Annotated in this window: 21 protein-coding genes and 2 pseudogenes; 19 read left to right on the top strand and 4 right to left on the bottom strand. The window is 47.5% G+C overall.

The window, feature by feature from the left end; all coding sequences use genetic code 11:
* The first annotated feature begins 23 nt into the window (after positions 1-23).
* Positions 24-983, top strand: coding sequence for a selenide, water dikinase SelD (gene selD / locus EAO33_RS00545; protein WP_120943945.1), 960 nt, complete (start codon positions 24-26; stop codon positions 981-983).
* Here selD and EAO33_RS00550 read toward each other — a convergent pair.
* The 4 genes from EAO33_RS00550 to dnaG form a co-directional block, all read right to left on the bottom strand.
* Complete coding sequence (locus EAO33_RS00550; protein ID WP_120943947.1) at positions 980-1,342, bottom strand: serine protease; 363 nt, start codon at positions 1,340-1,342, stop codon at positions 980-982. The two genes, selD and EAO33_RS00550, sit on opposite strands and share 4 nt — an antisense overlap.
* A 116-nt stretch (positions 1,343-1,458) precedes the next feature.
* Positions 1,459-2,307: a DUF5718 family protein gene (locus EAO33_RS00555; protein ID WP_120944130.1), complete on the bottom strand. Its 849-nt coding sequence runs from the start codon at positions 2,305-2,307 to the stop codon at positions 1,459-1,461.
* 35 nt (positions 2,308-2,342) lie between these two features.
* Positions 2,343-3,401, bottom strand: coding sequence for a 7-cyano-7-deazaguanine synthase (locus tag EAO33_RS00560; protein WP_120943949.1), 1,059 nt, complete (start codon positions 3,399-3,401; stop codon positions 2,343-2,345).
* Positions 3,379-5,037, bottom strand: a complete 1,659-nt coding sequence (gene dnaG, locus EAO33_RS00565; RefSeq protein ID WP_120943951.1) for a DNA primase — start codon at positions 5,035-5,037, stop codon at positions 3,379-3,381. The genes EAO33_RS00560 and dnaG overlap by 23 nt, the downstream gene beginning before the upstream one ends.
* Before the next feature lie 200 nt (positions 5,038-5,237).
* Between dnaG and groES the strand changes: the two genes are divergently transcribed.
* From groES to EAO33_RS00650, 18 genes and pseudogenes are all read left to right on the top strand, one after another.
* Complete coding sequence (gene groES, locus EAO33_RS00570) at positions 5,238-5,582, top strand: co-chaperone GroES (RefSeq protein ID WP_120943953.1); 345 nt, start codon at positions 5,238-5,240, stop codon at positions 5,580-5,582.
* 62 nt (positions 5,583-5,644) lie between these two features.
* Positions 5,645-7,291 carry a chaperonin GroEL gene (gene groL / locus EAO33_RS00575; protein WP_120943955.1) on the top strand — a complete coding sequence of 549 codons (1,647 nt, stop codon included), beginning with the start codon at positions 5,645-5,647 and terminating at the stop codon, positions 7,289-7,291.
* 42 nt (positions 7,292-7,333) lie between these two features.
* Positions 7,334-8,245 (top strand): DNA adenine methylase, encoded by a 912-nt coding sequence (locus EAO33_RS00580; protein WP_120943957.1) that lies wholly within the window; start codon positions 7,334-7,336, stop codon positions 8,243-8,245.
* Positions 8,242-8,868: pseudogene (locus EAO33_RS00585) on the top strand (GIY-YIG nuclease family protein). Before EAO33_RS00580 ends, EAO33_RS00585 begins: the two are co-directional and overlap by 4 nt.
* Positions 8,869-9,043: 175 nt before the next feature.
* The gene (locus tag EAO33_RS00590) at positions 9,044-9,448 is read left to right on the top strand and encodes an NAD(P)H-quinone oxidoreductase subunit 3 (RefSeq protein WP_120943959.1); all 405 of its coding nucleotides are present in this window, start codon (positions 9,044-9,046) and stop codon (positions 9,446-9,448) included.
* Positions 9,430-9,954, top strand: coding sequence for a NuoB/complex I 20 kDa subunit family protein (locus EAO33_RS00595; RefSeq protein WP_120943961.1), 525 nt, complete (start codon positions 9,430-9,432; stop codon positions 9,952-9,954). Before EAO33_RS00590 ends, EAO33_RS00595 begins: the two co-directional genes overlap by 19 nt.
* Complete coding sequence (locus tag EAO33_RS00600; RefSeq protein WP_120943963.1) at positions 9,947-10,744, top strand: NADH-quinone oxidoreductase subunit C; 798 nt, start codon at positions 9,947-9,949, stop codon at positions 10,742-10,744. The genes EAO33_RS00595 and EAO33_RS00600 overlap by 8 nt, the downstream gene beginning before the upstream one ends.
* Positions 10,744-11,972, top strand: a pseudogene (gene nuoD, locus EAO33_RS00605) (NADH dehydrogenase (quinone) subunit D). The gene EAO33_RS00600 and the pseudogene nuoD overlap by 1 nt, the downstream one beginning before the upstream one ends.
* Complete coding sequence (locus EAO33_RS00610; RefSeq protein WP_104752033.1) at positions 11,969-12,211, top strand: NADH-ubiquinone oxidoreductase subunit E family protein; 243 nt, start codon at positions 11,969-11,971, stop codon at positions 12,209-12,211. Before nuoD ends, EAO33_RS00610 begins: the two are co-directional and overlap by 4 nt.
* Entirely contained in the window at positions 12,211-14,505 is a 2,295-nt protein-coding gene (locus EAO33_RS00615; protein ID WP_120943965.1) for an NADH-quinone oxidoreductase subunit G, read from the top strand. Before EAO33_RS00610 ends, EAO33_RS00615 begins: the two co-directional genes overlap by 1 nt.
* Positions 14,502-15,491, top strand: coding sequence for an NADH-quinone oxidoreductase subunit NuoH (nuoH, locus tag EAO33_RS00620; RefSeq protein WP_120943967.1), 990 nt, complete (start codon positions 14,502-14,504; stop codon positions 15,489-15,491). The genes EAO33_RS00615 and nuoH overlap by 4 nt, the downstream gene beginning before the upstream one ends.
* A gap of 9 nt (positions 15,492-15,500) precedes the next feature.
* Positions 15,501-16,130 (top strand): NADH-quinone oxidoreductase subunit NuoI, encoded by a 630-nt coding sequence (gene nuoI, locus EAO33_RS00625; protein WP_120943969.1) that lies wholly within the window; start codon positions 15,501-15,503, stop codon positions 16,128-16,130.
* Positions 16,123-16,665, top strand: coding sequence for an NADH-quinone oxidoreductase subunit J (locus EAO33_RS00630; RefSeq protein WP_120943971.1), 543 nt, complete (start codon positions 16,123-16,125; stop codon positions 16,663-16,665). The genes nuoI and EAO33_RS00630 overlap by 8 nt, the downstream gene beginning before the upstream one ends.
* Positions 16,662-16,964 (top strand): NADH-quinone oxidoreductase subunit NuoK, encoded by a 303-nt coding sequence (nuoK, locus tag EAO33_RS00635; protein ID WP_120943973.1) that lies wholly within the window; start codon positions 16,662-16,664, stop codon positions 16,962-16,964. Before EAO33_RS00630 ends, nuoK begins: the two co-directional genes overlap by 4 nt.
* A 1-nt stretch (position 16,965) precedes the next feature.
* Positions 16,966-18,828, top strand: a complete 1,863-nt coding sequence (nuoL, locus tag EAO33_RS00640; protein ID WP_120943975.1) for an NADH-quinone oxidoreductase subunit L — start codon at positions 16,966-16,968, stop codon at positions 18,826-18,828.
* Position 18,829: 1 nt separating this feature from the next.
* Positions 18,830-20,326 carry a complex I subunit 4 family protein gene (locus EAO33_RS08950; RefSeq protein ID WP_205589468.1) on the top strand — a complete coding sequence of 499 codons (1,497 nt, stop codon included), beginning with the start codon at positions 18,830-18,832 and terminating at the stop codon, positions 20,324-20,326.
* Between the two features lie 8 nt (positions 20,327-20,334).
* On the top strand, positions 20,335-21,753 hold the full coding sequence (gene nuoN, locus EAO33_RS08955; protein ID WP_162982151.1) for an NADH-quinone oxidoreductase subunit NuoN: 1,419 nt from the start codon (positions 20,335-20,337) through the stop codon (positions 21,751-21,753).
* On the top strand, positions 21,728-24,112 hold the full coding sequence (locus EAO33_RS00650) for a DUF7494 domain-containing protein (RefSeq protein WP_235852910.1): 2,385 nt from the start codon (positions 21,728-21,730) through the stop codon (positions 24,110-24,112). Before nuoN ends, EAO33_RS00650 begins: the two co-directional genes overlap by 26 nt.
* The last annotated feature ends 4 nt before the right edge of the window (positions 24,113-24,116 follow it).

The following is a 24,116-nucleotide window of genomic DNA, read 5'->3' on the forward strand; positions in this document are numbered from 1 at the left end:
GTTGCGCGGGTTGAGCGGCTAAGGTGGGTCTGGAGGATCTCAAACAAATTACAGCCAAGCTCAAACAACCCCGTTTAGAAGGCGTGCTTTTAGATTTTAGCGATGGCGATGATTGTGGGGCGATCAAGGTGGGGGATTCTACACTTGTACAAAGCGTGGATGTGATCACCCCGGTGGTGGATGACCCCTACACTTACGGGCAGATTGCCACCGCGAATGCGCTCAGCGACATTTTTGCTAAGGGGGCGCGGGCACTGAGTGCACTAAGTGTCTTGGCGTGGGATCAAGAACATGTCAGTGTAGAAAGCGTGCGCGCGATCATGCAAGGGGCGTTAGACAAACTCAATGAGTGTTCCTGCGCGCTTTTGGGCGGGCATAGCTTGAGCGATGTGGAGCAAAAATTTGGGCTGAGTGTTACCGGGGTGGTGCAAAAGCATCTATGGCGCAATAATGGCGCACAAGTGGGGGATGCGATCCTTTTAACCAAGCCTTTGGGCAGTGGGATCATCACCACCGCTTTAAAGCGCAAAGTTTTAAAAGAAGCCCCCCAAGCAATCGCTAGCATGGTGGCTTTGAATCTTAAAGCCATGCAGGTTTTGCAAGATTTTAGCGTGCATGCCTGCACAGATGTAACAGGTTTTGGGCTTGTGGGGCATTTGTGCGAAATGCTAAACCCTGCCATCTCCATAGAGATCAACACAGGTACAATCCCCCTTTTAGAGGGGGCTTTAGAGCTAGCCAAGCAGGGGGTGTATCCGGGGGGGAGTGTGGGCAATAAGCAAGCCCTGCAGGCAGGCGTGCGTAGCCAGAGCAAACTCCCTGATATTCTCTTTTATGATGCGCAAACTTCTGGGGGATTGTTGGTGGCTTTGGGGGAGAAAGAGGCGCAAACTTGTCTAAGGGCTTTGAGGGATTTGGGCATTGAGGCGTGTGCAATCGGGGCGTGTGTCTCCAAGCACGCTTTTAAAATCGAGCTTTTTTAATCCCAATCGGAGGGGGATTTGCCCTCTTTGATTTTTTGGATTTTCACTTCATAACGCCTAATAGAGGTTAAGGTATTATTGTAAGTGCGCCGAAACTTTTCAAAGGATTCGCGAATCTGGTGCATGGGGATTTTGTGGCGTTTAGAAAAGGCGCGCAAACGCAAATACACCTCATTGAGGGGTTGGTAGGCTTGACAGCGATTGACAAAAAATTGGTGGCGGGTGGCGATGTCTTTGCAACCATAGAGATTGCGTTTGCTTTCCTTGAGATAGATCGCATACATGGTTTCTTGTTGCCAATATTCTTGTTTGAGTTTATTAAATTCCTGCTGGGGGTCTGAACTTTTTTTGGTTTTCATGGCTTGCCCTGTTTATAAAATTTAGTCTTATTTTTAATAAAAAATGATTTAAAACCCCCTTAATAAGAATATTAAAAGAGTATTATTCTTGTGATTAAAAATAATTTGGCAAGAAACTAAGCGGGATTGCCCTCTATCACCACCTCTTGTTGGATGTAAGAGATGGCTTTGAGGCGGGTTTTGCCAAGTTGTCGCTTAGAAACCACTTCAAAGATTTTGTCAAAGTTGTAACGGCGGTGGTTGTAGGCGATGATGGTAATACAATCCCCCTCTTGTAAGAAATTCTCTTGGGCGAAGGGCATGTAGGGGGTCGCCCCGATGGTGATAATGCACTTGGGAGTCAAATGTTGGGATCGCAACACTTCTTGCAAATCCTCTAAACTCCCGGTGTCCTTTTGGGTGTTGAGAATCTCCACAATCCAGCCCAATAGCTTGTCATAGAAGTATTCGTATTTGACGAGCTTAGAGTTTTCCCCATAGACATGGGTAGTGCCATCGCGTGTCAAAAAGGACGCGATGGAATAGTCATTACACACCCCCCCATAGACAAAGCGATCGATGAGCAATTTTTCGCCCATGCCCTTAGAGCCCTTAGAGAAATTCTTTTTTTCAGAAAGTCTCTTGGTGTCTAAATTACGCACAGAAGTGTCGTTAAAAGCCATGAAATGGCTAGGCACTATCTTCTCTACAAAACCCTCTTTGTTGTAGATAATTTCACACTCTAGCGCGATCTCCGGTTCGGCTTGCACATGCAAGTTTGCCATTTCTGCAGGCAGAATAATGCGGTGGTTGTCAATGCAATAACGCCCCAAATACCCGCTATCATGGGGGAGATAAAAGGGGAAAAGCCCTTTTGGCGCGTCTTTTTCAATGTGTTTCATATTGATAAAAGTGTGGCTCTCACCTGCTTGTTCTAAATGTCTAGCAAAATTGCCCACCACCCCTAAACCGATAAATTTCTCCATCTCTAGCTCCTCAAAAGATGCCATTATACACCCTCTCAACCCATGAAAAGATATTTTTGTGCCTCTTGTCTATGCAAAGGGTTTAGATGCAAGAGCGCATCGCCCACCTGCACGCGATAAAGGGCATTAAGTTGGCTTTTGCCATAGCCTAGCACAATGCGCGCGCACAAATTTTTTTCTTGTTCGCTGGCACTCTTTTCAACCAGCCCTAAGGGTCCCTTGCAATCGAGCAACTCGATGCGATCCATGAGAGGGTGCTTAATGTCCAACTTGGCATTTTCTAGTTCATTGCGCGCCACCACGCAGCGCGCCCCCCCCACCACCATGTAACGCCCCACTTTCACAAGCACATTGTCTTGCACCACCATTTGTTGTTGGGTATTTTGGCGGTGGGCTTGCAAGTCTTTGAGCTTAGCACTCACGCTAGTGTCTGTAAGCAAGCACCCTCCGCTGGGGTTTTCATAATACTCTAGCCCCAGCTCTTTAATCTTGGCTAACTGGCGCACCCGGCTACGCCCCTGCACATCCCAGAGTTTAGCGCGATCTAACCAACCTTGCTTCTCCATAAAACTAGGTTCTAGCAGTTGCGCGCTCATAGGTCTTAATAAAAGCTGATCTAAAAATTGGGGCTTACTGGGGTTATTGCCACTGCGATCCAAAATGCCATCAAAACACTTTTCAGCCCCAAAGGCGCGCACGAGTTTTTGCACCTGCCCTAGTGCCTCCTTGCGCTGGCTTTTGGGGCGCTGCCCTAACACCTCCCCACTGATTACAAAATCCGCCTGCAACTCTAGGAGTTTGTAAAAAGCCTGTCTAAACATATTGGCATGGCAGTCAATGCAGGGGTTGAAGTATTTGCCATAGCCGTATTTAGGCTTAAAAAGCACCTCATCAAAAAATTGCTCTTGAATATCACAAAAGAGGATTTGCGCCCCCACCTGTGCGCTGGCTTTCTCTAGGTATTCTCTCTTGTCCTTATTGCCCCCAAAGCCGATATTAAAATGCAAAGCGGTAACTTCAATCCCTTGAGAAGCAACTAGGTGCATAGACAATAAACTATCCAATCCCCCACTAAATAAGGCTAAGGCTTTCATAGTATTCTCCTTTTTGTTGTTCTAATTGCAAGGCTTTAGCGCGCAAATCCACAAGGATTTCTAAGCGTTCTTGAGGACTTAGGTGTTTGTGTAAAGTGTTGATCTGGCGTTGTTGGGCTTGCAAGCGCGCTAGCAAAAAGGCGATCAACTCACTTTTAAACCCATTGGCGCGCACAGGCAAACTAGCGTCCAAGCGAATCAAGACCAGTTTAGGGTGATCGTAATTGCCCGCTAATAACGCGCTCAACGCGCTAGCTAGATTCTCAAATAAAGACACCTCTAAAAAAGGACGCGCACGCTCTAGCAAGGACGCGTCTTCTAAGAGGTATTTGAGCAATAGGGCTTCTTGTGTGGCATGGGGGGGAGTAGCCCATTGGGGGGGGAGTTTGAAAGAAGTCTGTTTGTGTGCGCGCAAGCGCACCAATGCAACAGGGACTTCTAAGAGATGGGCGATCATCTCTTGGTAATGCTCTTGCAAGAGTAGGGGCAGGGCGTGTAAAAACCCTAGCACCTCTTGTAGAGTTTGCTCTTTGGCTATGGGATCGCTTGTTTCTACACATAGAGCGCGCAAGACATGTTCGACAAAGGGTATGGGTTTAGTGAAGATCGTCTCTAACATGGCGCGCTTGCCCTGGACTATCATTTCTGCAGGGTCTAGCCCCTCTTCAAAAAACACCACCCCCCCGCGTTTACTAGCCAACATTCTAGCCCCCTTCAGCGCAGCTGCTCTGCCCGCCTCGTCTGCGTCATAGCCCAAGATGATATCTGGATTAAAACGCTCTAGCAGGGGCATATGTTGCTGGGTTAATGCTGTGCCCAAAGTGGCGACTGCTGTGTTAAATCCGGCTTGGTGGAGCAAGATCACATCTAAATACCCCTCTGTTAAAATGAGTTTTTGGTTTTTGGCGATGTGGGTGCGCGCTTGAAAATAGCCATAGAGCAATTTAGATTTATTAAAGAGGCGGCTTTGAGGGGAGTTGATGTATTTAGCCATTTGGGAGCTATCTTGCAACACCCGCCCCCCAAAGCCCACAATCTTGCCATTGGGGTTGTGGATGGGGAAAATCAGGCGGTTGGCAAAGCGGGCGTAAATTCTCCCGTGTTCGTCCTGCCCTAAAACTCCCAAGTCTAAAAGGGCTTGTTGGTCTAATCTGCGCTGTTTAATAAACTCTAACACGCTTGGACCTGCACAAAAACCCAAGCGAAACTCTTGCACGCTTTTAGCAAGCACGCCCCGGCTGGCTAAATAATCTTGTGCTTCTTTGTTGCGCTCTAATAAACTCTGGTAACAGCGTGTCATCTCCTCTAAGAGGTCTAACTCTTGGGGGGGTTGGGGTTGGGCGGTGGTGTATTCTAGGGCGATGGAAAACATGCGCGCGAGTTTCTGGGTCGCCTCTACAAAGTCCAGTTTTTCATACTCCATCACAAAGGTGATGGCATTGCCAGACTTGCCACACCCAAAGCACTTAAAACTATTGCGCGTGGGGTTGAGGGTGAAACTGGGGGTCTTTTCGTCATGGAAAGGGCAAATGGCGACATAGAGGCTACCGGCTTTTTTGAGCTCTAAATAGCCCTGCACCACCTCTACAATGTCAGCGACTTGTTTGAGTCGCTCTAAAGACTCTTGGGTAATCATGCACGCATAGTAGCCAAGATGGGCTTATTTGTCAAAAAAGATTATTGATAGTATATTGCATAGATAATATTAGTCTAACACTATCAAGTATATTAAGTAAAATAGCTTAGTTTTAAAATAAGCCTTGACTTACCCAAAATTTTTGCTATTATTTGGCACTTAAATTTTTAAGTGCTAATTTTTAGGACTAAGGAGACGACATGTTTAAGCCATTAGGTGAGAGAGTGCTAGTTGAAAGACTAGAGGAAGAAAAGAAAACCGCTTCTGGGATTATTATCCCTGACAATGCCAAAGAAAAACCCCAAATGGGCGTGGTTAAAGCGGTCAGCCATAAAATCAGCGAAGGGTGCAAATGCCTCAAAGAGGGCGATGTAGTGGCTTTTGGCAAATACAAAGGCACAGAAATCGTTTTAGATGGCAAAGAATTTATGGTTTTAGAGCTTGAGGATGTGCTAGGCGTGGTGGATTCTTGCTGCCATGGGCATGAGCACGGGCATAAAAAAGGCGATCACAAACACGAGGGCGACTGCTGTCATAGCCACTAAGCTAGACTTTGGGGGCGTTTAGCGCGCCCCTCCCATTCATACAACAAAAAAAAGGACAAACAATGGCAACTAAGGAAATCAAATTTTCAGACAACGCACGCAATAAACTTTTTGAAGGCGTGAAACAACTCAATGACGCGGTTAAGGTTACAATGGGTCCAAGAGGGCGTAATGTGCTCATTCAAAAAAGCTATGGCGCGCCCAGTATTACCAAAGATGGCGTGAGCGTGGCTAAAGAAATCGAGCTAGCCTGTCCTGTAGCCAACATGGGCGCACAACTGGTTAAAGAAGTGGCTAGCAAAACTGCCGATGCCGCTGGGGATGGCACCACCACCGCCACCGTTTTAGCTTACAGCATTTTCAAAGAGGGCTTGCGCAACATCACCGCTGGGGCTAACCCTATTGAAGTCAAAAGAGGCATGGATAAAGCTAGCGAAGCCATTATTGCCGAGCTTAAAAAAGCTAGTAAAAAAGTAGGTGGCAAAGAGGAAATCACCCAAGTGGCGACCATTTCGGCTAACTCCGATGAAAAAATCGGAAAACTCATTGCCGATGCGATGGAAAAAGTGGGCAAAGATGGCGTGATCACCGTTGAGGAAGCAAAAGGAATTGAGGACGAGCTAGATGTGGTTGAGGGCATGCAATTTGATCGTGGCTACCTCTCTCCCTATTTTGTAACTAACGCGGAGAAAATGACCACCCAGCTAGAAAACGCCTACATTTTACTCACAGATAAAAAAATCTCTAGCATGAAAGACATTTTACCCTTGCTTGAGCGCACCATGAAAGAGGGCAAACCTCTATTGATCATCGCTGAGGACATTGAAGGCGAAGCACTCACTACTCTAGTGGTGAATAAGCTTAGGGGCGTGCTCAATGTCGCAGCAGTCAAAGCTCCCGGTTTTGGCGATCGCCGTAAAGAAATGCTCAAAGACATCGCTATTCTCACCGGCGGACAAGTGATCTCTGAAGAGCTAGGTAAAACCTTAGAAAATGCCGATGTGAGCGATTTGGGCGTGGCGGCTAGAATTGTGATTGATAAAGACAACACCACTATCGTAGATGGCAAAGGCAAAGCCCATGATGTCAAAGATCGCATCGCCCAAATTAAAACCCAAATCGAATCCACCACTAGCGATTACGATAAGGAGAAACTCCAAGAACGCTTGGCAAAACTTAGCGGTGGCGTAGCCGTGATCAAAGTGGGCGCAGCCTCTGAAGTGGAAATGAAAGAAAAGAAAGATCGCGTAGATGATGCGCTCTCTGCCACAAAAGCCGCTGTTGAGGAAGGCATTGTGATCGGTGGGGGTGCGGCTTTGATTCGTGCGGCTCAAAAAGTGCATTTAGAATTGCATGAGGATGAAAAAGTGGGCTATGAGATCATCAAACGCGCCATTAAAGCCCCACTCGCTCAAATTGCAGCTAATGCGGGCTATGATCGCGGCGTGGTGGTCAATGAGGTGGAAAAACACAAAGAAGCCCATTATGGCTTTAATGCGAGCAATGGCGAATATGTGGATATGTTTAAGGCGGGCATTATTGACCCTCTCAAAGTGGCGCGCATCGCTTTGCAAAATGCGGTGTCTGTCTCTAGCTTGCTTTTAACCACTGAAGCCACTGTGCATGAAGTCAAAGAAGATAAACCTGCTCCAGCTATGCCTGATATGGGTGGCATGGGCGGTATGGGTGGCATGGGCGGTATGATGTAGTTTCGCCTTTGTCTTTGGAGGGGGTTCAAGGAGGGGTTTGCTATGTATTCAGCTAAAAAATCTCGTTTTCTGGAGAGTTTGCGATCGCAAAGACTGCGCTACAAACGCTATACTAAAAGCCCTCTGCGTTATGGTGGAGGCAAGTCCTTAGCGGTAGGCTTTATCTTAGAGTATATCCCCACACATTTAAAAAGAGTCATTAGCCCCTTTATGGGTGGGGGGAGTGTGGAGATCGCCTGCGCGCTAGAGTTGGGGCTAGAGGTGTTAGCCTTTGACATTTTTGATATTTTGGTGAATTTTTGGCAGGTGCTCTTAAAAGATAAGGAGCGTCTTTATGAAGCCTTGCTTGCGCTAAAGCCCACGCAAGAAATTTACAACACCATTAAGGCAGAACTCAAGGCACATTATCAAAAAGAGTGCGTGTTAGATCCGCTCACTTTGGCACGGGATTATTACTTTAATTTTAACTTGAGCTATGGACCGGGATTTTTAGGCTGGATGAGCAAGATTTATACCGATGAAAAACGCTACCATAGCACCCTAGCTAAGTTAAAAAACTTTGATGCCCCCACTTTAAGCGTGCGATGCGCTCCCTTTCAAGAGGTGCTTTTAGCCTACCCTAATGATTTTGCCTACCTAGACCCGCCCTATTTTTTAGAGGGCGACTCCAAGATGTTTAAGGGGATTTACCCCATGCGCAACTTCCCCATCCACCATAACGGCTTTGCCCATGAGCAATTAGCCCAAATGCTTAAAAACCGCCCGGGGCCTTTTATTTTGAGCTATAACGATTGCGCCTTTGTAAGAGAGGCGTATCAAGATTTTCATATCATTGAATTGGCGTGGCAATACACAATGGGGCAGGGCGAAACACGGATGGGTAAAAACCGCCTTGAGCGGGGCGATGTGGGGTATGTGAAAAAATCCCATGAGCTTTTAATCATTAAAGAGTGAGGCATATTTCAAAAGTGAAAACAACCTTTAAAATCGCCGATTAGAATTTGTGCCAAACAACACAAGGCTTAATTTCAACTATCTTAAAGATTTGCGCGATGAAAACAACAATCCCCTACCCCAAAGCATTTTGAGCAAAAATGTCGCCCCGATGTATTTAATTGTCGTGAATGGAGTCATTAAAAAAAATCGGGGGTTCTCAAGCACAAGGGGGGATTAAAAACACCCTAGAAATTTATAGAGATGGGGGTGTGAAAGGGAGAGCTAGCATCCGCAGTTTTGGGATTTGGTATTTTCTTTACCATACTATCTTAGCGGGTAAAAAGATAGAATTTTACATGATTTACCAAGATAATTTTAAAACTGATGTGAAGGGTTTATTTGGTTTGCATGCCGTGAGCGTCTTTGGCTACAAATTTTTAGAAAATGCGTGTTTATTGGATTATCAACAAATGATGGGAGGTTACCCCGAGTGGAATATCCAAGAGCAGGGCAAAGATTGGCCCAGTGAGGCTAAGAACACCCATGCCCGCCTTTTACAAAACGCCCAACTAAGAGAAAAGAAAGTTAAAAGAGGGGTGGTTGCAAGCCCTAAGAGGGACGATTCAGATGGGCAATCTTAAAACTCCTGCGGTGTTGCTTGATAAACCCGTATTTAGCGATGGCTAAACCCTGTTTTCAAGCTTGAAAGGAGGATTAAAGGGGCATGTGTGTTTCCTCTCTTTGCTCTCTAATTCCCCTTTTATCAAAGTTTGCATTAATGAAATTATGCTTTAATACTCTGTTTAGATCATGAATATGGAGCTAGCGGTGGGAACAAGTAGCGTGGTAGAGCATCCTTACTTTGGGGTGTTTGTTCTCTTGGTCTTTAGCTTTGTGGTGTTTAATTGGACTTTAAAAATCCAACGCTACCTCAGCCGTGCGATGGCGCAACGCAAGAACGAAAAGCTCAAACTGGCTGCTTATGAGTGCGGACCCCTAGCCCTCAAGCAACAAAATCGCGTTAGCCACCAGTTTTATGTGATGGCGATGCTCTTCATCCTCTTTGATGTGGAGATCGTTTTTATGTTCCCTTGGGCGTTAGATTTTAAAGACTTAGGGTTATTTGGCTTTATGGAGATGTTGAGCTTTATCGCCTTGCTAGGGATTGGCTTTGTCTACGCCTTAAAGAGAGGAGCATTAGAATGGCACAGCATGCAGTGAATTATCTCAAAAACAACGGGCTTCCTATCGCGCTCACCACCTTAGATCACTTGCTTAACTGGGGACGCAGTAATTCGCTCTGGCCCCTTACCTATGGGCTAGCTTGCTGTGCGATTGAGATGATGGCTACGGGGGGCTCGCGCTTTGATTTTGATCGCTTTGGCACTATTTTTAGAGCCTCACCTAGACAATCTGATGTGATGATCATCGCGGGCACTCTCACTAAAAAGCACGCCGAATTCACCCGCCGTCTTTACGATCAAATGCCCGAACCCAAATGGGTGATCTCTATGGGTTCGTGTGCGAACACGGGGGGGATGTTTAATACCTATGCTACCGTGCAGGGCGTGGATCGCATCATTCCGGTAGATATTTATTTGCCCGGTTGTGCGCCCCGCCCTGAAACTTTGCAATACGCCTTGATGGTCTTGCAGGATAAAATCCGCCGCACTAAGGCGATCAAAACCGATCCACGCAAAAGCCTAGCAAGGATCACCCATGGTTAGAAGACAACGCCCTAATGCCAATGTGCAAAAACAAGTGCATTATTCCGATCGTTTCCATGTGGTTAGATCCACACCCAAAACCCCCGTCGTGGGCACACCCTATGAGGTCATCTACAACCACCTTAACTATGAACACCAGATTTTAGAAAGCTATATTGAGCTTAATTGTGCGGTCTTTTGGGTGCAAAAGCAGGATTTAGTAAGCGTTGCGCAGGTGCTTAAAAAAGTGGGCTATAGCACTTTAAGCGAAATGAGTGCCATTGACTTTTTAGAACAGCGCGATCAATTCGAACTCTTTTATCAATTTGCCTCTTACCTACCTAACTTTGCAGACAAAAGACGCGTGCGTGTCAAATGCACTTTGGGCGCACAAGAGAGAGTAGAATCCTTAAGCCACCTCTTTAAGTCTGCGCAGTGGAGCGAGCGCGAGGCTTATGACATGTTTGGGATTGTCTTTGAAAACCACCCTCATTTACGCCGTATTTTGATGCCAGAAGACTGGGTGGGGCATCCTTTGTTAAAATCCTATCCGCTTAAGGGGGATGAACATGCCGCGTGGTATGAAGTGGATAAGATTTTTGGCAAGGAATACCGCGAGATTATCGGACCCGAGCAACGCGATAGCGCGCGCGTAGATGAGAAAGATACTTTCAATTTCTCGAAAGTAGGGCACGAACAAGCCAAGGGCTTGAGCCTTGAGGATAACCCGGGTAAGCACGCCTTCCAAAAATCCTTATTTGTCAAAGACTTACACACCAACGAGCCCACAGAACTCAAAGAGCGACCCTAATGGCACAGATTTTTACAAAGCTCAAACCCCAGTTTGAAAATGTGCTTTTCGAGCAAGATGGCAATAAAATGGTGGTTAATTTTGGTCCCCAACACCCCTCCTCGCATGGGCAGCTACGCCTGATCTTAGAGTTGGACGGGGAGAAGATCACCAAAGCCACGCCTGAAATCGGCTACTTGCACCGTGGGTGTGAAAAGTTGGGCGAAAACATGACCTATAATGAGTACATGCCCACCACAGACCGCCTAGATTACACCTCTTCTACAAGCAATAACTACGCCTATGCCTACGCAGTGGAGAAACTCATCGGGCTAGAAATCCCTAGACGCGCGCAGGTGATTCGCACCATGCTCTTAGAGCTCAACCGCGTGATCTCCCATGTTTTTTTCCTCAGCGTGCATGCCCTAGATGTGGGCGCGATGTCGGTGTTTCTCTATTGTTTTAAAACGCGTGAATACGGATTAGACTTAATGGAGGATTATTGTGGGGCACGGCTCACACACAACGCTATCCGTATCGGGGGCGTTCCTCTAGATTTGCCCCCTAACTGGTGTGAGAGTTTGCAGGGCTTTATTAAAGAGGTGCGTGCCACCCACAAGCTCATCAGCGGACTACTAGATAGTAACCGCATTTGGCGCGCGCGCTTGGAGAATGTGGGCACTCTCACCCAAGAGATGGCAAAATCATGGGGGGCAAGTGGGATCATGTTGCGCGCCACGGGGATCGCTTATGATGTGCGCAAAGAAGAACCCTATGAACTCTACCCCGAGTTGGATTTTGATATCCCCGTGGGTTCTAATGGAGATTCTTACGATCGTTACTTGCTCTACATGTATGAAATCGAGCAATCCTTAAGGATTTTAGAACAGCTCATCCCCATGTATGCGCCCACAGACACGCCCATCATGGCTAAAGCCCCTGATTATATCAGCGCACCCAAAGAGGACATCATGACTCAAACTACGCCTTGATGCAGCACTTTGTGCTGGTAACTCAGGGCATGCGCCCCCCCAAAGGCGAGGTCTATGCGCCCACTGAATCGCCCAAGGGCGAACTGGGCTTTTTTATCCACTCTGAAGGGCAACCCTATGCCTACCGCTTAAAAATCCGCGCCCCGAGTTTCTTTCATATTGGATCGTTGCAAGATGTGCTTGTGGGGCAGTATCTCGCAGACGCTGTTACGATCATTGGATCGAGTAATGCCGTCTTTGGGGAGGTGGATCGATGAGGCGTTTTGATCTGCGCCATTTAAGAGATGAGCCCAACCAAGCGGTGTTAAAACGCTTGGGAGAAATTTTAGATAGCAGTGTGAGCGCGGGCGAAGTGGTGATTTTCATGGTAGAGGTGGTGGATTTTGACTTGGTGGAGCAGAGCGCGGAGTTTGTCAAGGCGAGGGGGGATACCTTGATGAATTCCTTGCGTTTTAATCGTGTGGATTGGACCTTAGTGGTCAAAAAGGGGGCTTAATGGTCTTTAATATTGATGGACAAGAGATCGAGTTTCAAGAGGGGCAAACAATCCTAGAAGCCGCTAGAAGTGCGGGGGTGTATATCCCTGCCATTTGCTACTTGAGCGGGTGTTCTCCCACTGTGGCGTGTAAGATGTGCATGGTGGAGGTGGATGGCAAACGCGTTTATGGCTGTAACACCAAAGCTAAACCCAATACGCAGGTTATGACCAACACTAAAGAGATCGCAGCTGAGCGCAAGATGATCATGCAAACCTATGATGTCAACCATCCGCTAGAGTGTGGGGTGTGCGATAAAAGCGGGGAGTGCGAATTGCAGGATATGACCATGCGCATGCAAGTGGAAACCCAGCCCTTTGCTGTGCGCGACAATTTGAAACCCTTTGCCTTTTGGGCACAGGCTTCTTACGATCCTAATTTGTGCATCATGTGCGAGCGTTGTGTAACCACATGTAGTGATAATATCGGGGATAGCAATTTAAAGGCGATCAAAGCAGACTTGTACGCCCCCGATAAATTCAAAACCAGCATGCCCAAAGACCCTTTTAGTGTGTGGAGTCGCAAGCAAAAGGGGATGATCGGTTTTGTGGGCGATACCCCTTGTTTTGATTGTGGGGAGTGCATCGCCGTGTGCCCTGTGGGCGCGATCGTCTATAAGGATTTTAGCTATAGTGCCAATGCTTGGGAGCTCAAACACATCGACTCCACTTGTATGCATTGTGCAGCCGGGTGTTTGATTGACTATGAGGTGCGCCATTTTGACACTTTGGGCGATGATCTCAAAATCTTCCGTGTGGGCAATGACTTTTATCATAATCCCATCTGCGGTGCGGGGCGTTTTGCCTTTGATGTGCATTCCAGCCCTAAGGGGAGCGCGCATATACAGCAAGCCGTGCAAAAACTCCAAGAGGCTAAGGTGGTGCATATCAGCGGAGATGTGAGCAATGAAGAGGCTTATTTGCTAGAGCATTTGCGCGCTAAACTGGGCTTTAAACTTGTTAATGAAGAGGTGCGCGCGTTTCAAAACTTTTTAAATGCCTTCCAACCTAGTAGCTTTGCAGATTTAGCCGACATCAAGCAGGCTAATCTCATTGTAACTTTGGGTTCTAAAATCCGCACAGAAAACCCTTTAATCAAATACGCCATCGCTAACGCGCTCAAGGTCAATAAGGGCAGTGCGCTTATCTACGCCCACCCCATCGCTGATAAGGCGATCAATGAGATCTGCCGTGCAGTCCTACCCCTCACCCACGCCCCCCAAGCTGAAGAGATTGTGCTAGGCGCGTTTTTGCACGCCCTAGGGTTAGAACACCCCAGCTTACAACCTCTCTTAGAATCCCAAAGTGAGGGCGAAAAACCCTACTACACCATGCTAGAATCCATCGGGTTAGCTCAAGGTGATTTTGAGAAGATGCAAGCCTTGATCGCCAAAGCCTCTAAAATCGTGCTCATTGCCGGACAAGAACTCTACACCCACCCACGCGCTTCTAATATCGCCTTGCTATTAAAAGAACTCTCCACGCGTTGCCAAGTGATTTTAGTGCCCCCTAGCACGAACGCCTTAGGCATCGCTTCTATTTGTACTTTGGACGCGCCCACAATGGAGTCTCCTAGTGTGGGTGTGCGCACTCAAGGGGATTACACCCTAGATTGCGACAACAAAGGCGCGCATAAAGTAGATTTCATTCTGCCCAGTTTTAACCAACTAGAGGCGAGTATCACTAATTTTGAAGGGCGTTTATTGCCCATTAGACCCGCCTTGCGCTTTGAAGGTTTTGATCTAAGCGACATCGCCCAGCATTTTGGCTGTGTGGGGGAGAGTTTAATAGATTACACCCATTTACTCCCCCAAGAGAAGGGCTATAAACCCATTATTTACGATCATCTTAAAAACTTCTATAGCAATGATAAATCTAACCAGCGAGGCTACAAACTAGACACGCCCCACTACGCCACCCCCACCCCTCCCTCCGCTACGCCCATTCAAGCGATCTTGCCTAGCGAGTTTAATGCCTATTGTAAATACCCCGAGACCCAGTTTGGCACGCCCACTTTGCAGAGCACTAATTTACAGCTCAAGGCGGGGGTCTATGTTTCCCCAGCACACCTAGAAAAGCTAGGGCTAAAGGAGGGGGTTTGCGTGTGCTTGAAAAAAGGCGATTTGAGTTTAAGCGGGGCTATCTATGTGGATCACAGCCTAGAGCAAGAAGTGTTCATGGTAAGCCCCAATTTAGACACGCAGGGCATTTTCGCCCAAGGACTTTTTAGCACCCTAGTATTGGAGCGCACATGAGTGCTGAGATCCTAGAGACCTGTATTAAAATTTTAGTGGTGGTGTTGGTGTTTGCGGGCTTGGGCGCGTTTGCGACCTATTTAGAGCGCAAGGTGTTAGCCATTTTCCAACGCCGTTTGGGTCCTACCTATGTGGGACCCTTTGGACTCTTGCAAGTGATCGCCGATGCGATCAAACTCTTTTGTAAAGAGGATGTAATCCCTCAGCACGCTAACCGCCTTATCTTTGCAGTCGCGCCCGTGATCGCAATGGTGAGTGCCTTTGTCTCTATGGCACCCATTCCCTTTTTTGGGGATTTTACCCTCTTTGGATACACCATTAGACCCATTATCTCAGACATCAATGTCGGTTTGCTCTTCTTTTTAGCTGTGGGTGCAGCAGGGATTTATGCGCCCTTGCTAGCTGGGCTAGCGTCTAATAGCAAGTATTCTTTGATTGGATCAGCGCGTGCAGCAATTCAGTTGTTGAGCTTTGAAGTGGTGAGCACGCTCACCATTTTAGCCCCGATCATGGTAGTAGGCTCGCTCTCTTTGATTGAAATCAACAACTACCAAGCCGGGGGGGTCTTGCATTGGCTGGTGTTTAAACAACCCCTAGCCTTTTTCTTGTTTTTAGTGGCTAGTTATGCCGAGCTCAACCGCACCCCCTTTGATCTGCTTGAACACGAGGCTGAGATCGTGGCTGGATTTTGCACGGAGTATAGCGGGTTAAGATGGGGGATGTTTTTCTTAGCTGAATACGCCCACCTCTTTGCCTTTTGCTTTGTGATCTCTTTGATTTTCTTTGGAGGCTATAATCCCTTGTGGATTATTCCGGGTGGCATAGCGATCTTGCTCAAGGTCTGTTTCTTTGTGTTCTTAGCGATGTGGGCGCGCGCCACCTTCCCGCATGTGCGCCCCGATCAACTCATGCGCTTGTGCTGGAAAATCATGTTACCCCTCTCGTTGGTCAATATTTTGATCACCGGGCTTGTCATCTTAATCTAAGGAGAAAGCATGGCGCAACAACGCTATAAATGGATCGCGCAGGAACAAAAACCCACCACTGCCCCCCAAAAATTCTTAGGCACGCTCAAATCTACTTTTGGACTGGACCTTTTTAAGGGTTTGGGCTTGACGATTAAAGAGTTCTTTAGCAAAGATGTAACCATCCACTACCCTATGGAAGTGTTGCCTTTAAGTCCGCGCTACCGTGCTGTGCACCACTTGCAAAGACTCCTAGAATCGGGTTCTGAACGCTGTATTGGGTGTGGGTTGTGCGAAAAGATTTGCACGAGTAATTGTATTAGAATCATCACGCACAAGGGTGCGGACGAGCGCAAACATATTGACAGCTACACGATCAATCTAGGGCGTTGCATTTATTGCGGGCTGTGCGCGGAGGTGTGCCCCGAACTAGCCATTGTGATGGGGCAACGCTTTGAAAATAGCAGTGTGCAACGCTCCCAGTTTGGAGGCAAGGCAGAGTTTTTAACCGATGTGCAAAGCGCACAAGATCACAGCCATGTAGAATTTGCTGGCTTTGGTGCGCCCAGTGTAGACGCACACACACGCTTACAACAAACCCCCCTAGATTATGCCAGCCAAGAGGAACAAGCCAGCCAAGAGGAAAAAAAAGATGTTTGATACCATTGCCTTTTACTTCTTTGCGATCCTCACTTTGGGCATGGCTTTGGTGGTGATCACCACAAAGAATATCTTGTATGCGATGAGTGCGCTGGCTGTGGCAATGGTCTTCATTGCGGCGTTTTTCTTTTTGTTAGATGCAGAGTTTTTAGGCGTGGTGCAGATTATTGTCTATGTGGGCGCGGTGATCGTGATGTATGCCTTTGGGATGATGTTTTTCAACGCTTCAGAGGAGGTTGTGGAGCGCGCGCATGCGCCTAAAGTCGTGGTATTTTTAGGGGCGTGTATGGCGGTGGTGTTGGTGTTGATCTTGGGTGCGCCCTTTGTGGGGCAATACGCCTCTTTGCTCAAAGACGCGCTGAATAATGCGCCTAGCGAGGTTTCTAATACAAAATTGGTCGGCTATGCCCTCTTTACTAAATACTTACTCGCCTTTGAAGTGGGTGGCTTGATGCTCTTGGTGGCGCTGGTAGGAGGCATTGCTACCGCCTTGCGCAAAAGCCATTTTAACCCCCCTCCAAAGGAAAGCGCGTGATTGGGTTACCCCATTATTTGGTCTTTTCTGCCTTGTTGTTTAGTGTAGGCTTGGCTGGGCTATTGCGCCGCAAGAATATTCTCATGCTCTTTTTCTCTACAGAAATCATGCTCAATGCCATCAATGTCGCCTTTGTAGCCATCGGGTATTATTTGCAAGACATTAACGGGCAGATTGTGGCGTTGTTTATGATTGCCATTGCTGCGGGCGAAGTGGCAGTGGGCTTAGGGCTGGTGATCCTCTGGTTTAAAAAGCACAAGAGCTTAGACATTGACACACTAAATCGCATGAAAGGCTAGTATGCTAGATGTCCATTGTGCGCAAATGCTCTTAGTAGCGGTGCTATGTTTGCCCTTGCTGGGCGCGCTCTATGCGGGTTTGCTAGGAGGGTATGCCAAACTCGTGCATGTAGGGATTGTCAATTCTGCACTCTTGGCAGGCGCGTTTGTCAGCGCATTAGTGCTTGCCAAGAGTGTCTTCTTCGATCACGCCACTTATAACGCCTATCTCTTTGATTGGATCGCCGTGGGTGGGTTTAAAGTGGGCTTTTCCTTCATGCTTGATCCTATCAACGCGGTGATGATTGTCGTGGTAACTTTGGTTTCGCTCCTTGTGCATGTGTATTCCATTGGCTACATGCTAGAAGACAAGGGCTATAACCGCTACTTTAGTTATCTCTCTGGCTTCGTGTTTTCCATGCTCTTTTTGGTGCTCAGTGATAACTTTCTAGGACTCTTTGTAGGCTGGGAGGGGGTGGGCTTGTGTTCCTATCTACTCATCGGGTTTTGGTATCATAAGAGCAGTGCCAATAGCGCCTCCATTGAAGCCTTTGTGATGAATCGCATCGCCGATCTGGGCATGCTACTAGGCATTTTATGGCTCTATTGGGCTTTTGGATCGTTGCAATATGAAGTGATCTTTGCCAATATTCAGAGCATAAATTATGGGGTCTTGCTAGGCATAGGCGCGCTGTTGTTTGTGGGCGCGATGGGCAAGAGCGCGCAGTTTCCCTTGCACACATGGCTAGCCAATGCGATGGAGGGACCCACACCCGTATCAGCCTTGATTCACGCCGCGACCATGGTTACAGCCGGGGTGTATTTGTTGGTGCGCGCCCACCCGCTTTATAGTGCCCTGCCCGAACTAGGCTATGCTATTGCGTGCTTGGGGGCGTTTGTCGCGCTCTTTGGAGCCAGCATGGCATTAGTCAATAAAGACCTCAAGCGCATTATCGCCTATTCTACTCTCTCCCAACTAGGTTACATGTTCGTAGCTGCCGGGCTAGGGGCTTATTGGGTGGCACTCTTCCATCTCTTCACCCATGCCTTTTTTAAAGCCCTCTTGTTCTTGGGCGCGGGTAATGTGATGCACGCCATGCATGACGAATTAGACATTAGCAAAATGGGCGGGCTTTACAAACCCTTAAAGTTAAGCGCGATTTTTATGACAATCGCCTCTGTGGCACTATGCGGAATCTACCCTTTGGCAGGCTTTTTCTCTAAGGACAAGATTTTAGAAGTCGCCTTTGGCACGGGACACCATGGACTCTTTTTAGCCTTGCTCATTGGAGCGGTCTTCACCGCCTTTTATAGCTTTAGACTCTTGATGTTGGTCTTTTTTGCCCCCCAAGTGCATAGCATTAAACACCCCCATGAAGCCCCTAAATTTATGCTCGTGGCGATGAGCCCCCTTGTGCTCTTAGCCGTAGTAGCAGGCTTTGTAGAACACCCCTTTTGGCACGCCCTCTCACAAGTCATCCCCCAATCTTTTTTAGACTACCCCGTGCCTACATGGCTGTTGCTCACCCTCACTACAGGGCTGGTCTTGCTCGCTATCATCTATGCGATTAAAAAATACCAACACGGGATTGTCTGCAAGAATAAGGGGCATGGTTTTCTTTACAAACTTCTTTACAACCAATACTACATCCCCCAACTCTACGCTTGGCTGGCGCAAGGCTTTTTGCGCTTGGGCAAATTCTTATGGCGCAAATTAGAAGTGCGCACCCTAGATGTCGCTATCGACGCGCTGGCTAAAATCCCCGCGCTTTTAGCCCAAATTTTAGTGCCCATGCAAAGTGGCAATTTGAGCACGGGCTTAAGGTGGATGGGCTTTGGGGTGGTAGTCATGCTGGTGTTGGCGATTTTGAGTTTCTGGAGATAGCATGGATTATTTGCAACTAATGCCCCCTTCGCATTTGTTAAGTCTGTTGATCTTCTTGCCTATGGTGGCAACCTTACCCCTATTTGGCATGTCCGATCGCCACGCCAAGGGCTATGGCGTTTTAGTGGGCTTTGTAGAATTGTGTTTGACTCTGTGGTTATGGGCACTCTTTGATCCCACACAAGCGGGCATGCAATTTGAAGAAGTGGGTTCTTTGGGCTTTTTAGAGAATTATGGGATTAGCTACCATGTAGGTGTAGATGGGATTTCACTCTTTTTATTGGTGCTCAGCGCATTGGTGATCTTCTTGTGTGTGCTCTATGTGCGCGCACACCAACAAGCCATGATCATTGCGCTTTTATTGCTTGAGGGCATGCTCATGGGGGTATTTAGCGCGCTCAATTTAATCTTTTTTTACTTATTTTGGGAAGTTTCGCTCTTGCCCGTGCTCTATCTGATTGGGCGTTTTGGAGTAGGGGCTAAAATCTATTCAGGGCTTAAATTCTTTCTTTACACTTTTGTCGCTTCCTTATTCATGCTCTTGGGGATTTTGTATTGTGGCTACGCTTACGCGAGCGTCTCTGGGGGCTGGAGTTTTGATCTCTATAGTTTAGCCCAAGTGGTTTTGCCCGAGCATGCGCGCCTTTGGGTCGCTCTAGCCTTCTTCATAGGTATCGCAGTGAAAATCCCTATTTTCCCTTTCCATAGCTGGATGCCCCATGCTTATGGGAACGCACCCATCATAGGTTCTGTCGTCTTAGCTGCCCTGCTCTCTAAAATGGGCACTTACGCCCTCTTGCGCTTTTTTGTGCCCTTTTTTCCCGATTTTATCAGCGCGTTTTTTATCCCCCTATGCGTGCTTGCGCTGTGTATGGTCATTTATGCGGGCTGGTTGGCATGTTCTCAGCACGAGATGAAACGCCTTGTGGCTTATAGCTCCATGTCGCACATGGGGGTTGCCTTAGTGGGGATTTATGCGCTTAATAGCACGGGGGTAGTGGGCGCGATCTTTACGATGATTTCGCATGGACTGGTGAGTAGCGCGCTTTTCTTGCTCATCGGGGTTGTAGTGAGCAGGCAGGGCTCTAGCAAGATTGTTGCCTTTAGGGGGCTAGCCCATTTTATGCCCGTGTATGCAACTTTCTTTATGATCGTGGCTCTAGCTAATGTGGGCTTGCCCTTGACAAGCGCGTTTGTAGGCGAGTTTTTAAGCTTACTGGGCTTTTTTGAGCGCGCGCCCGTGCTCACCTTTGTGGCAGGGATTACCATTATTTTATCGGCTATCTACATGCTCAATCTCTACAGAAAAGTCTTTTTTGGCGCGCCTCCAAAACACCTTCTAGGCGATCTCTCTTGGGGACAAAAGGGGGTTTTGGGTGCGCTCATTATTGCCATTTTATTTTTTGGCATCTACCCCAAACCCTTGTTACATTCCATAGAAGCCAGCGCACAAGCTTTGGTGCAAAGCGCAAACGCGCGCCTATCAGTCTCTCCCTAAGGATAGTTATGGATACTTCTTTGTCTTTGCAAGAACTCAGCCTTCCTAGTGTCTTGCCCATGCTCATTAGCGCGTTGGGGGGGGTGTATGTGCTCTTGCTCAACGCCTTTAAAAAGAACTTTTCGCGCAATCTGAATATCTCTTTGGTGCTTTTATGTTTAGGCTTGGATTTTATCGCCCTCTTTGCGCCCGTGAACACCACCTTTAGTTTCTCCCATCTCCTCGAGATCGATTCTATCTCTTTGCTAGCCCAGAAACTCATTGTGATCGCCAGTTTCTTGCTCATGCTCTTGGTCTGGAGTAAGGAGCGTTTTGAGGAATTCCAAACTCCCGAATTTTACGGACTCTATTTATTCATGGTGGCGGGTTTCCAATTAATGGTTTCTAGCGATCATCTCGTAGTGATTCTCTTAGGGCTTGAAACCGCTTCGCTCCCCATGTGTGTCTTAATGGCGCTCAACCATAAGGATACGGGACTAGAAGCGGGCTTGAAGTATTTCACCATGGGCGTATTAGCTAGTGTGTTTTTTAGCATGGGGGCGATGATCCTCTACCTATTGACCGGCAGTTTAGAACTCTCTAACATGAGCTTTACAGAGAATTTTAGCCCCGTGTTGTTGTGCGCCTTTGCCTGCGTGTTTTTACTAGGGGCGATTGGCTTTAAGGTATCCTTAGTGCCTTTCCACACTTGGATGCCCGATATTTACGAGGGCAATAACCCGGTGTTCACCGCCTTCATCTCTATTGTGCCTAAAATTGCGGGCTTGGTGGTGGCTTGGCGGGTGTTCTCTTTTTTCTTGGCTACGCAAATTGCGTTTTTACAAACCCTCTTTTACGCGCTGGTCGCGCTCACCATTACTATCCCCAATCTCCTAGCCCTCTTGCAAAAGGACGCTAAGCGCATGATGGCTTATAGCTCCATTTCGCACACGGGCTTTGCGCTCGCCTGCGTCTTTAGCGCGAGCCCAGAGGCTATGCTCAATTACTGGCTCTTGTTCTTGCTGACTAATGTCGGGGCATTCACGCTCTTTTGGGGGGTGAGCAGTCGCACTGATAGCACGGCTACGCGCTATGACTACCCTTATGCGCGCTTTAATGGACTCATTAAAACCCAACCCCTATTAGCCTTGTTAGGGGCGATCTTTATGTGCTCTCTAGCCGGGATTCCCCCTTTTTCTATGTTTTGGGGCAAGGTGTTGGTTTTGCAAAGTCTGTTGGTTCAGGGCAATGTTTTTTTATGCGTGGTGATGGTGATCAATAGCGCGATCGCCGCAGTCTATTATTTGCGCTTATTTGTAGCCATGCTCTTTGCTAACCCCCACCCTCAAGAGCATTTAAATGGGGGGTATGGGGTGTATGGCGTGTTAGTGGCGATGGCTTTAGCATGCGTATTTAGCGTTTTTGTGCTCCAAAACTATGCCCTTTAAGCGCGCCTTAGCACTCTTAGCATGCGTGCACGCGCCCTTATTTGCGCTCCAACTCAGCCTCACCCAAGGCAAGGAGGGGAATAAGGATTTTGCTACCCTCACACTCACCCATGATAACCCCTTTGCTTGCACCCAAGCGCGTATCCCTCCAGAGGTGGTAACATGTGTCATCCACTCCATCCCCAAGCCCGGTTTCACCCCCTTAAAAACGCCCTTTTTTGATATCTCCTATGAAATGAAAGATTATGTATTTTATTTGCATATCCGTCCCAAATTCCAGCAACAACTCTTTGCAATCCCCTATGACTATAAACAACACATCCCCATCCAAAAAACCACTGCACGCACCTCAAAGGCATGGCAGGTGGTGGGCTTCCACTACACCATTCCCTTCCTTAGCCCCAAAAAACCCGATGAAGCTGTGCACAAGGGTCTTAATTTCCCCATTGTAATTGAAGACGCGCAAACGCCCTATATCAAAGAATTAGGGGTGGACAACCAACCTTTGCACTACTCTAAGGGCGGGGATTTAGATGGCTATTTGAATGTTAAGAAACTCATCCAAGAACAATCTTACCTCAACGCCCTGAAAGCCATCGGCAGTATTTTTCAAGTTTATCCTGACACCTTATTTAGAAAAGACCTCTATCTCTATGAGCTCATCGCGCTATCTAAACTCCAAAAACGCCCCGATCTCCTGTTGCAAATTGGTGAACGCTGGTTGAAACTCTACCCCTCTGATCCCCAAGTGCCCCATGTGCTCTACTTGATAGGCACAGCCTACATGCAGATCAACTACGCCAGACAAGCCGCCGAACAATTCAAACGCGTGCTAGACGAATACGCCCAAAGCCGTTATGCAGCCCTCTCCTACATGCGCCTAGCCCAACAGGCTGCCAATGAAGGCGATGGCTCTAGCGCGTTAGCAAAGTTTCAAAAAGCCTATAGCCAAGCTAAAGACAAGGAGAGCGCGAGCGAAATCGCCTTCGCTTGGGCGCGCTTTGATTTGGATCACAGCGAAAGCCCCAACGCTGCCTCTTTAATTAATAAAATCTTGCAAGCCAATTTAGATTTTTTTCTCTTGGACTTATCCCAATCCTATGCCATGATTTTAGACCTCAAGGCGCATGCCCTCTTTGAACCCGCCATCAAGATCACCAAACTGCTCGCCAACCAAGACAATGATCCCGTGATTAAAGAAAAAGCCGCTTTTGAGTTAGGGTTGCTCTATGCCAAAAACAAACAACCCAATGAAGCCCACATCGCCAATCTCAACTATTTAGACAATTTCACCAACGCCGCGCACATTAGCACCATCAAGCAAAGAGATCAAGAAATCCTCTTTTTGATGCATGGGAGTTTTGAGGAGAAATTGGCGCGCTATAACCAGATCATCAAGGACTACCCCATAGGTTCTAAAGAGCACCAAAAAGCCCTAGATTACAAGGCGCGCATGCTCTTAGAAGAGCACTACTATAGCCAAGTTTTAGCGATGGCTCCGGATCTGCCCCTAAATTCTGAGCCCATGCAAACCGCGCTATTGCAACTGGGCAAAAGCGCGATCAAGGAAGGGGATTGCAAAAGCGCGGGTTCGTTCTTAGTGCAGGTAACCCCTTTAAACCCTGAGGAATTTGATGAGAAAGATCAACTAGAAGCCTTCGATTGTTTTTATGATGCCAAACTCTACAACCAAGCTGCGATCTTTTCTAAAAACGGCGTAAAACAATCCCAAAGCCCTCAAGATCGCCTTAATTGGCTCTATCGTCAGGGTAGAAACCTCTACGCGTTGAAGAATTATCAAGATTCTCTGCTTGCCTCTAAGGACGCGCTCACTCTAGCCGCTCTGCATAAACGACAAAAATACTACGACATCGCCTTCGTGGTGTTTTTAGACTACATGCACACCAACAACCCCCAAGAAGCTTTTAAAGTCTTCCCTAAACTCCAAGAATGGTTTAAGGGCGATGCGCGCATGCTAGAGGTCTATGGACTCTTATTGCAAAATGAGGAAAAAAGCACCAATAACCCCACCACTCTTGAGCTCTACGCTAAGAACGCGATCGCCTTGCAAAAACAATACCAGAGCGATGCGTTCATGCCCTATGCCCAAGAACAACTCATCAGCGCGCTCATGCGCCAAAACAAACTAGAAGATGCGCTCAAACAAAGCGAGGTGTTGTTAAGCAAGCCCCTAGAGGACAAGGATAAAACCCATGTGCTCTACATGCAAGGGAGTATTTTTAAAGCGCAAAACAAGTTGGACAAAGCACAAAAAGCCTTTGAAGCCTGTGATGCTATTAAAGTTGCTTCAGGTTGGAAAGATTTATGTAGTCAAGCTTTGAATTTACTCAAACCCTAAGGAT

The organism is Helicobacter labacensis (assembly GCF_003660285.1).
Lineage (GTDB): Bacteria > Campylobacterota > Campylobacteria > Campylobacterales > Helicobacteraceae > Helicobacter > Helicobacter labacensis.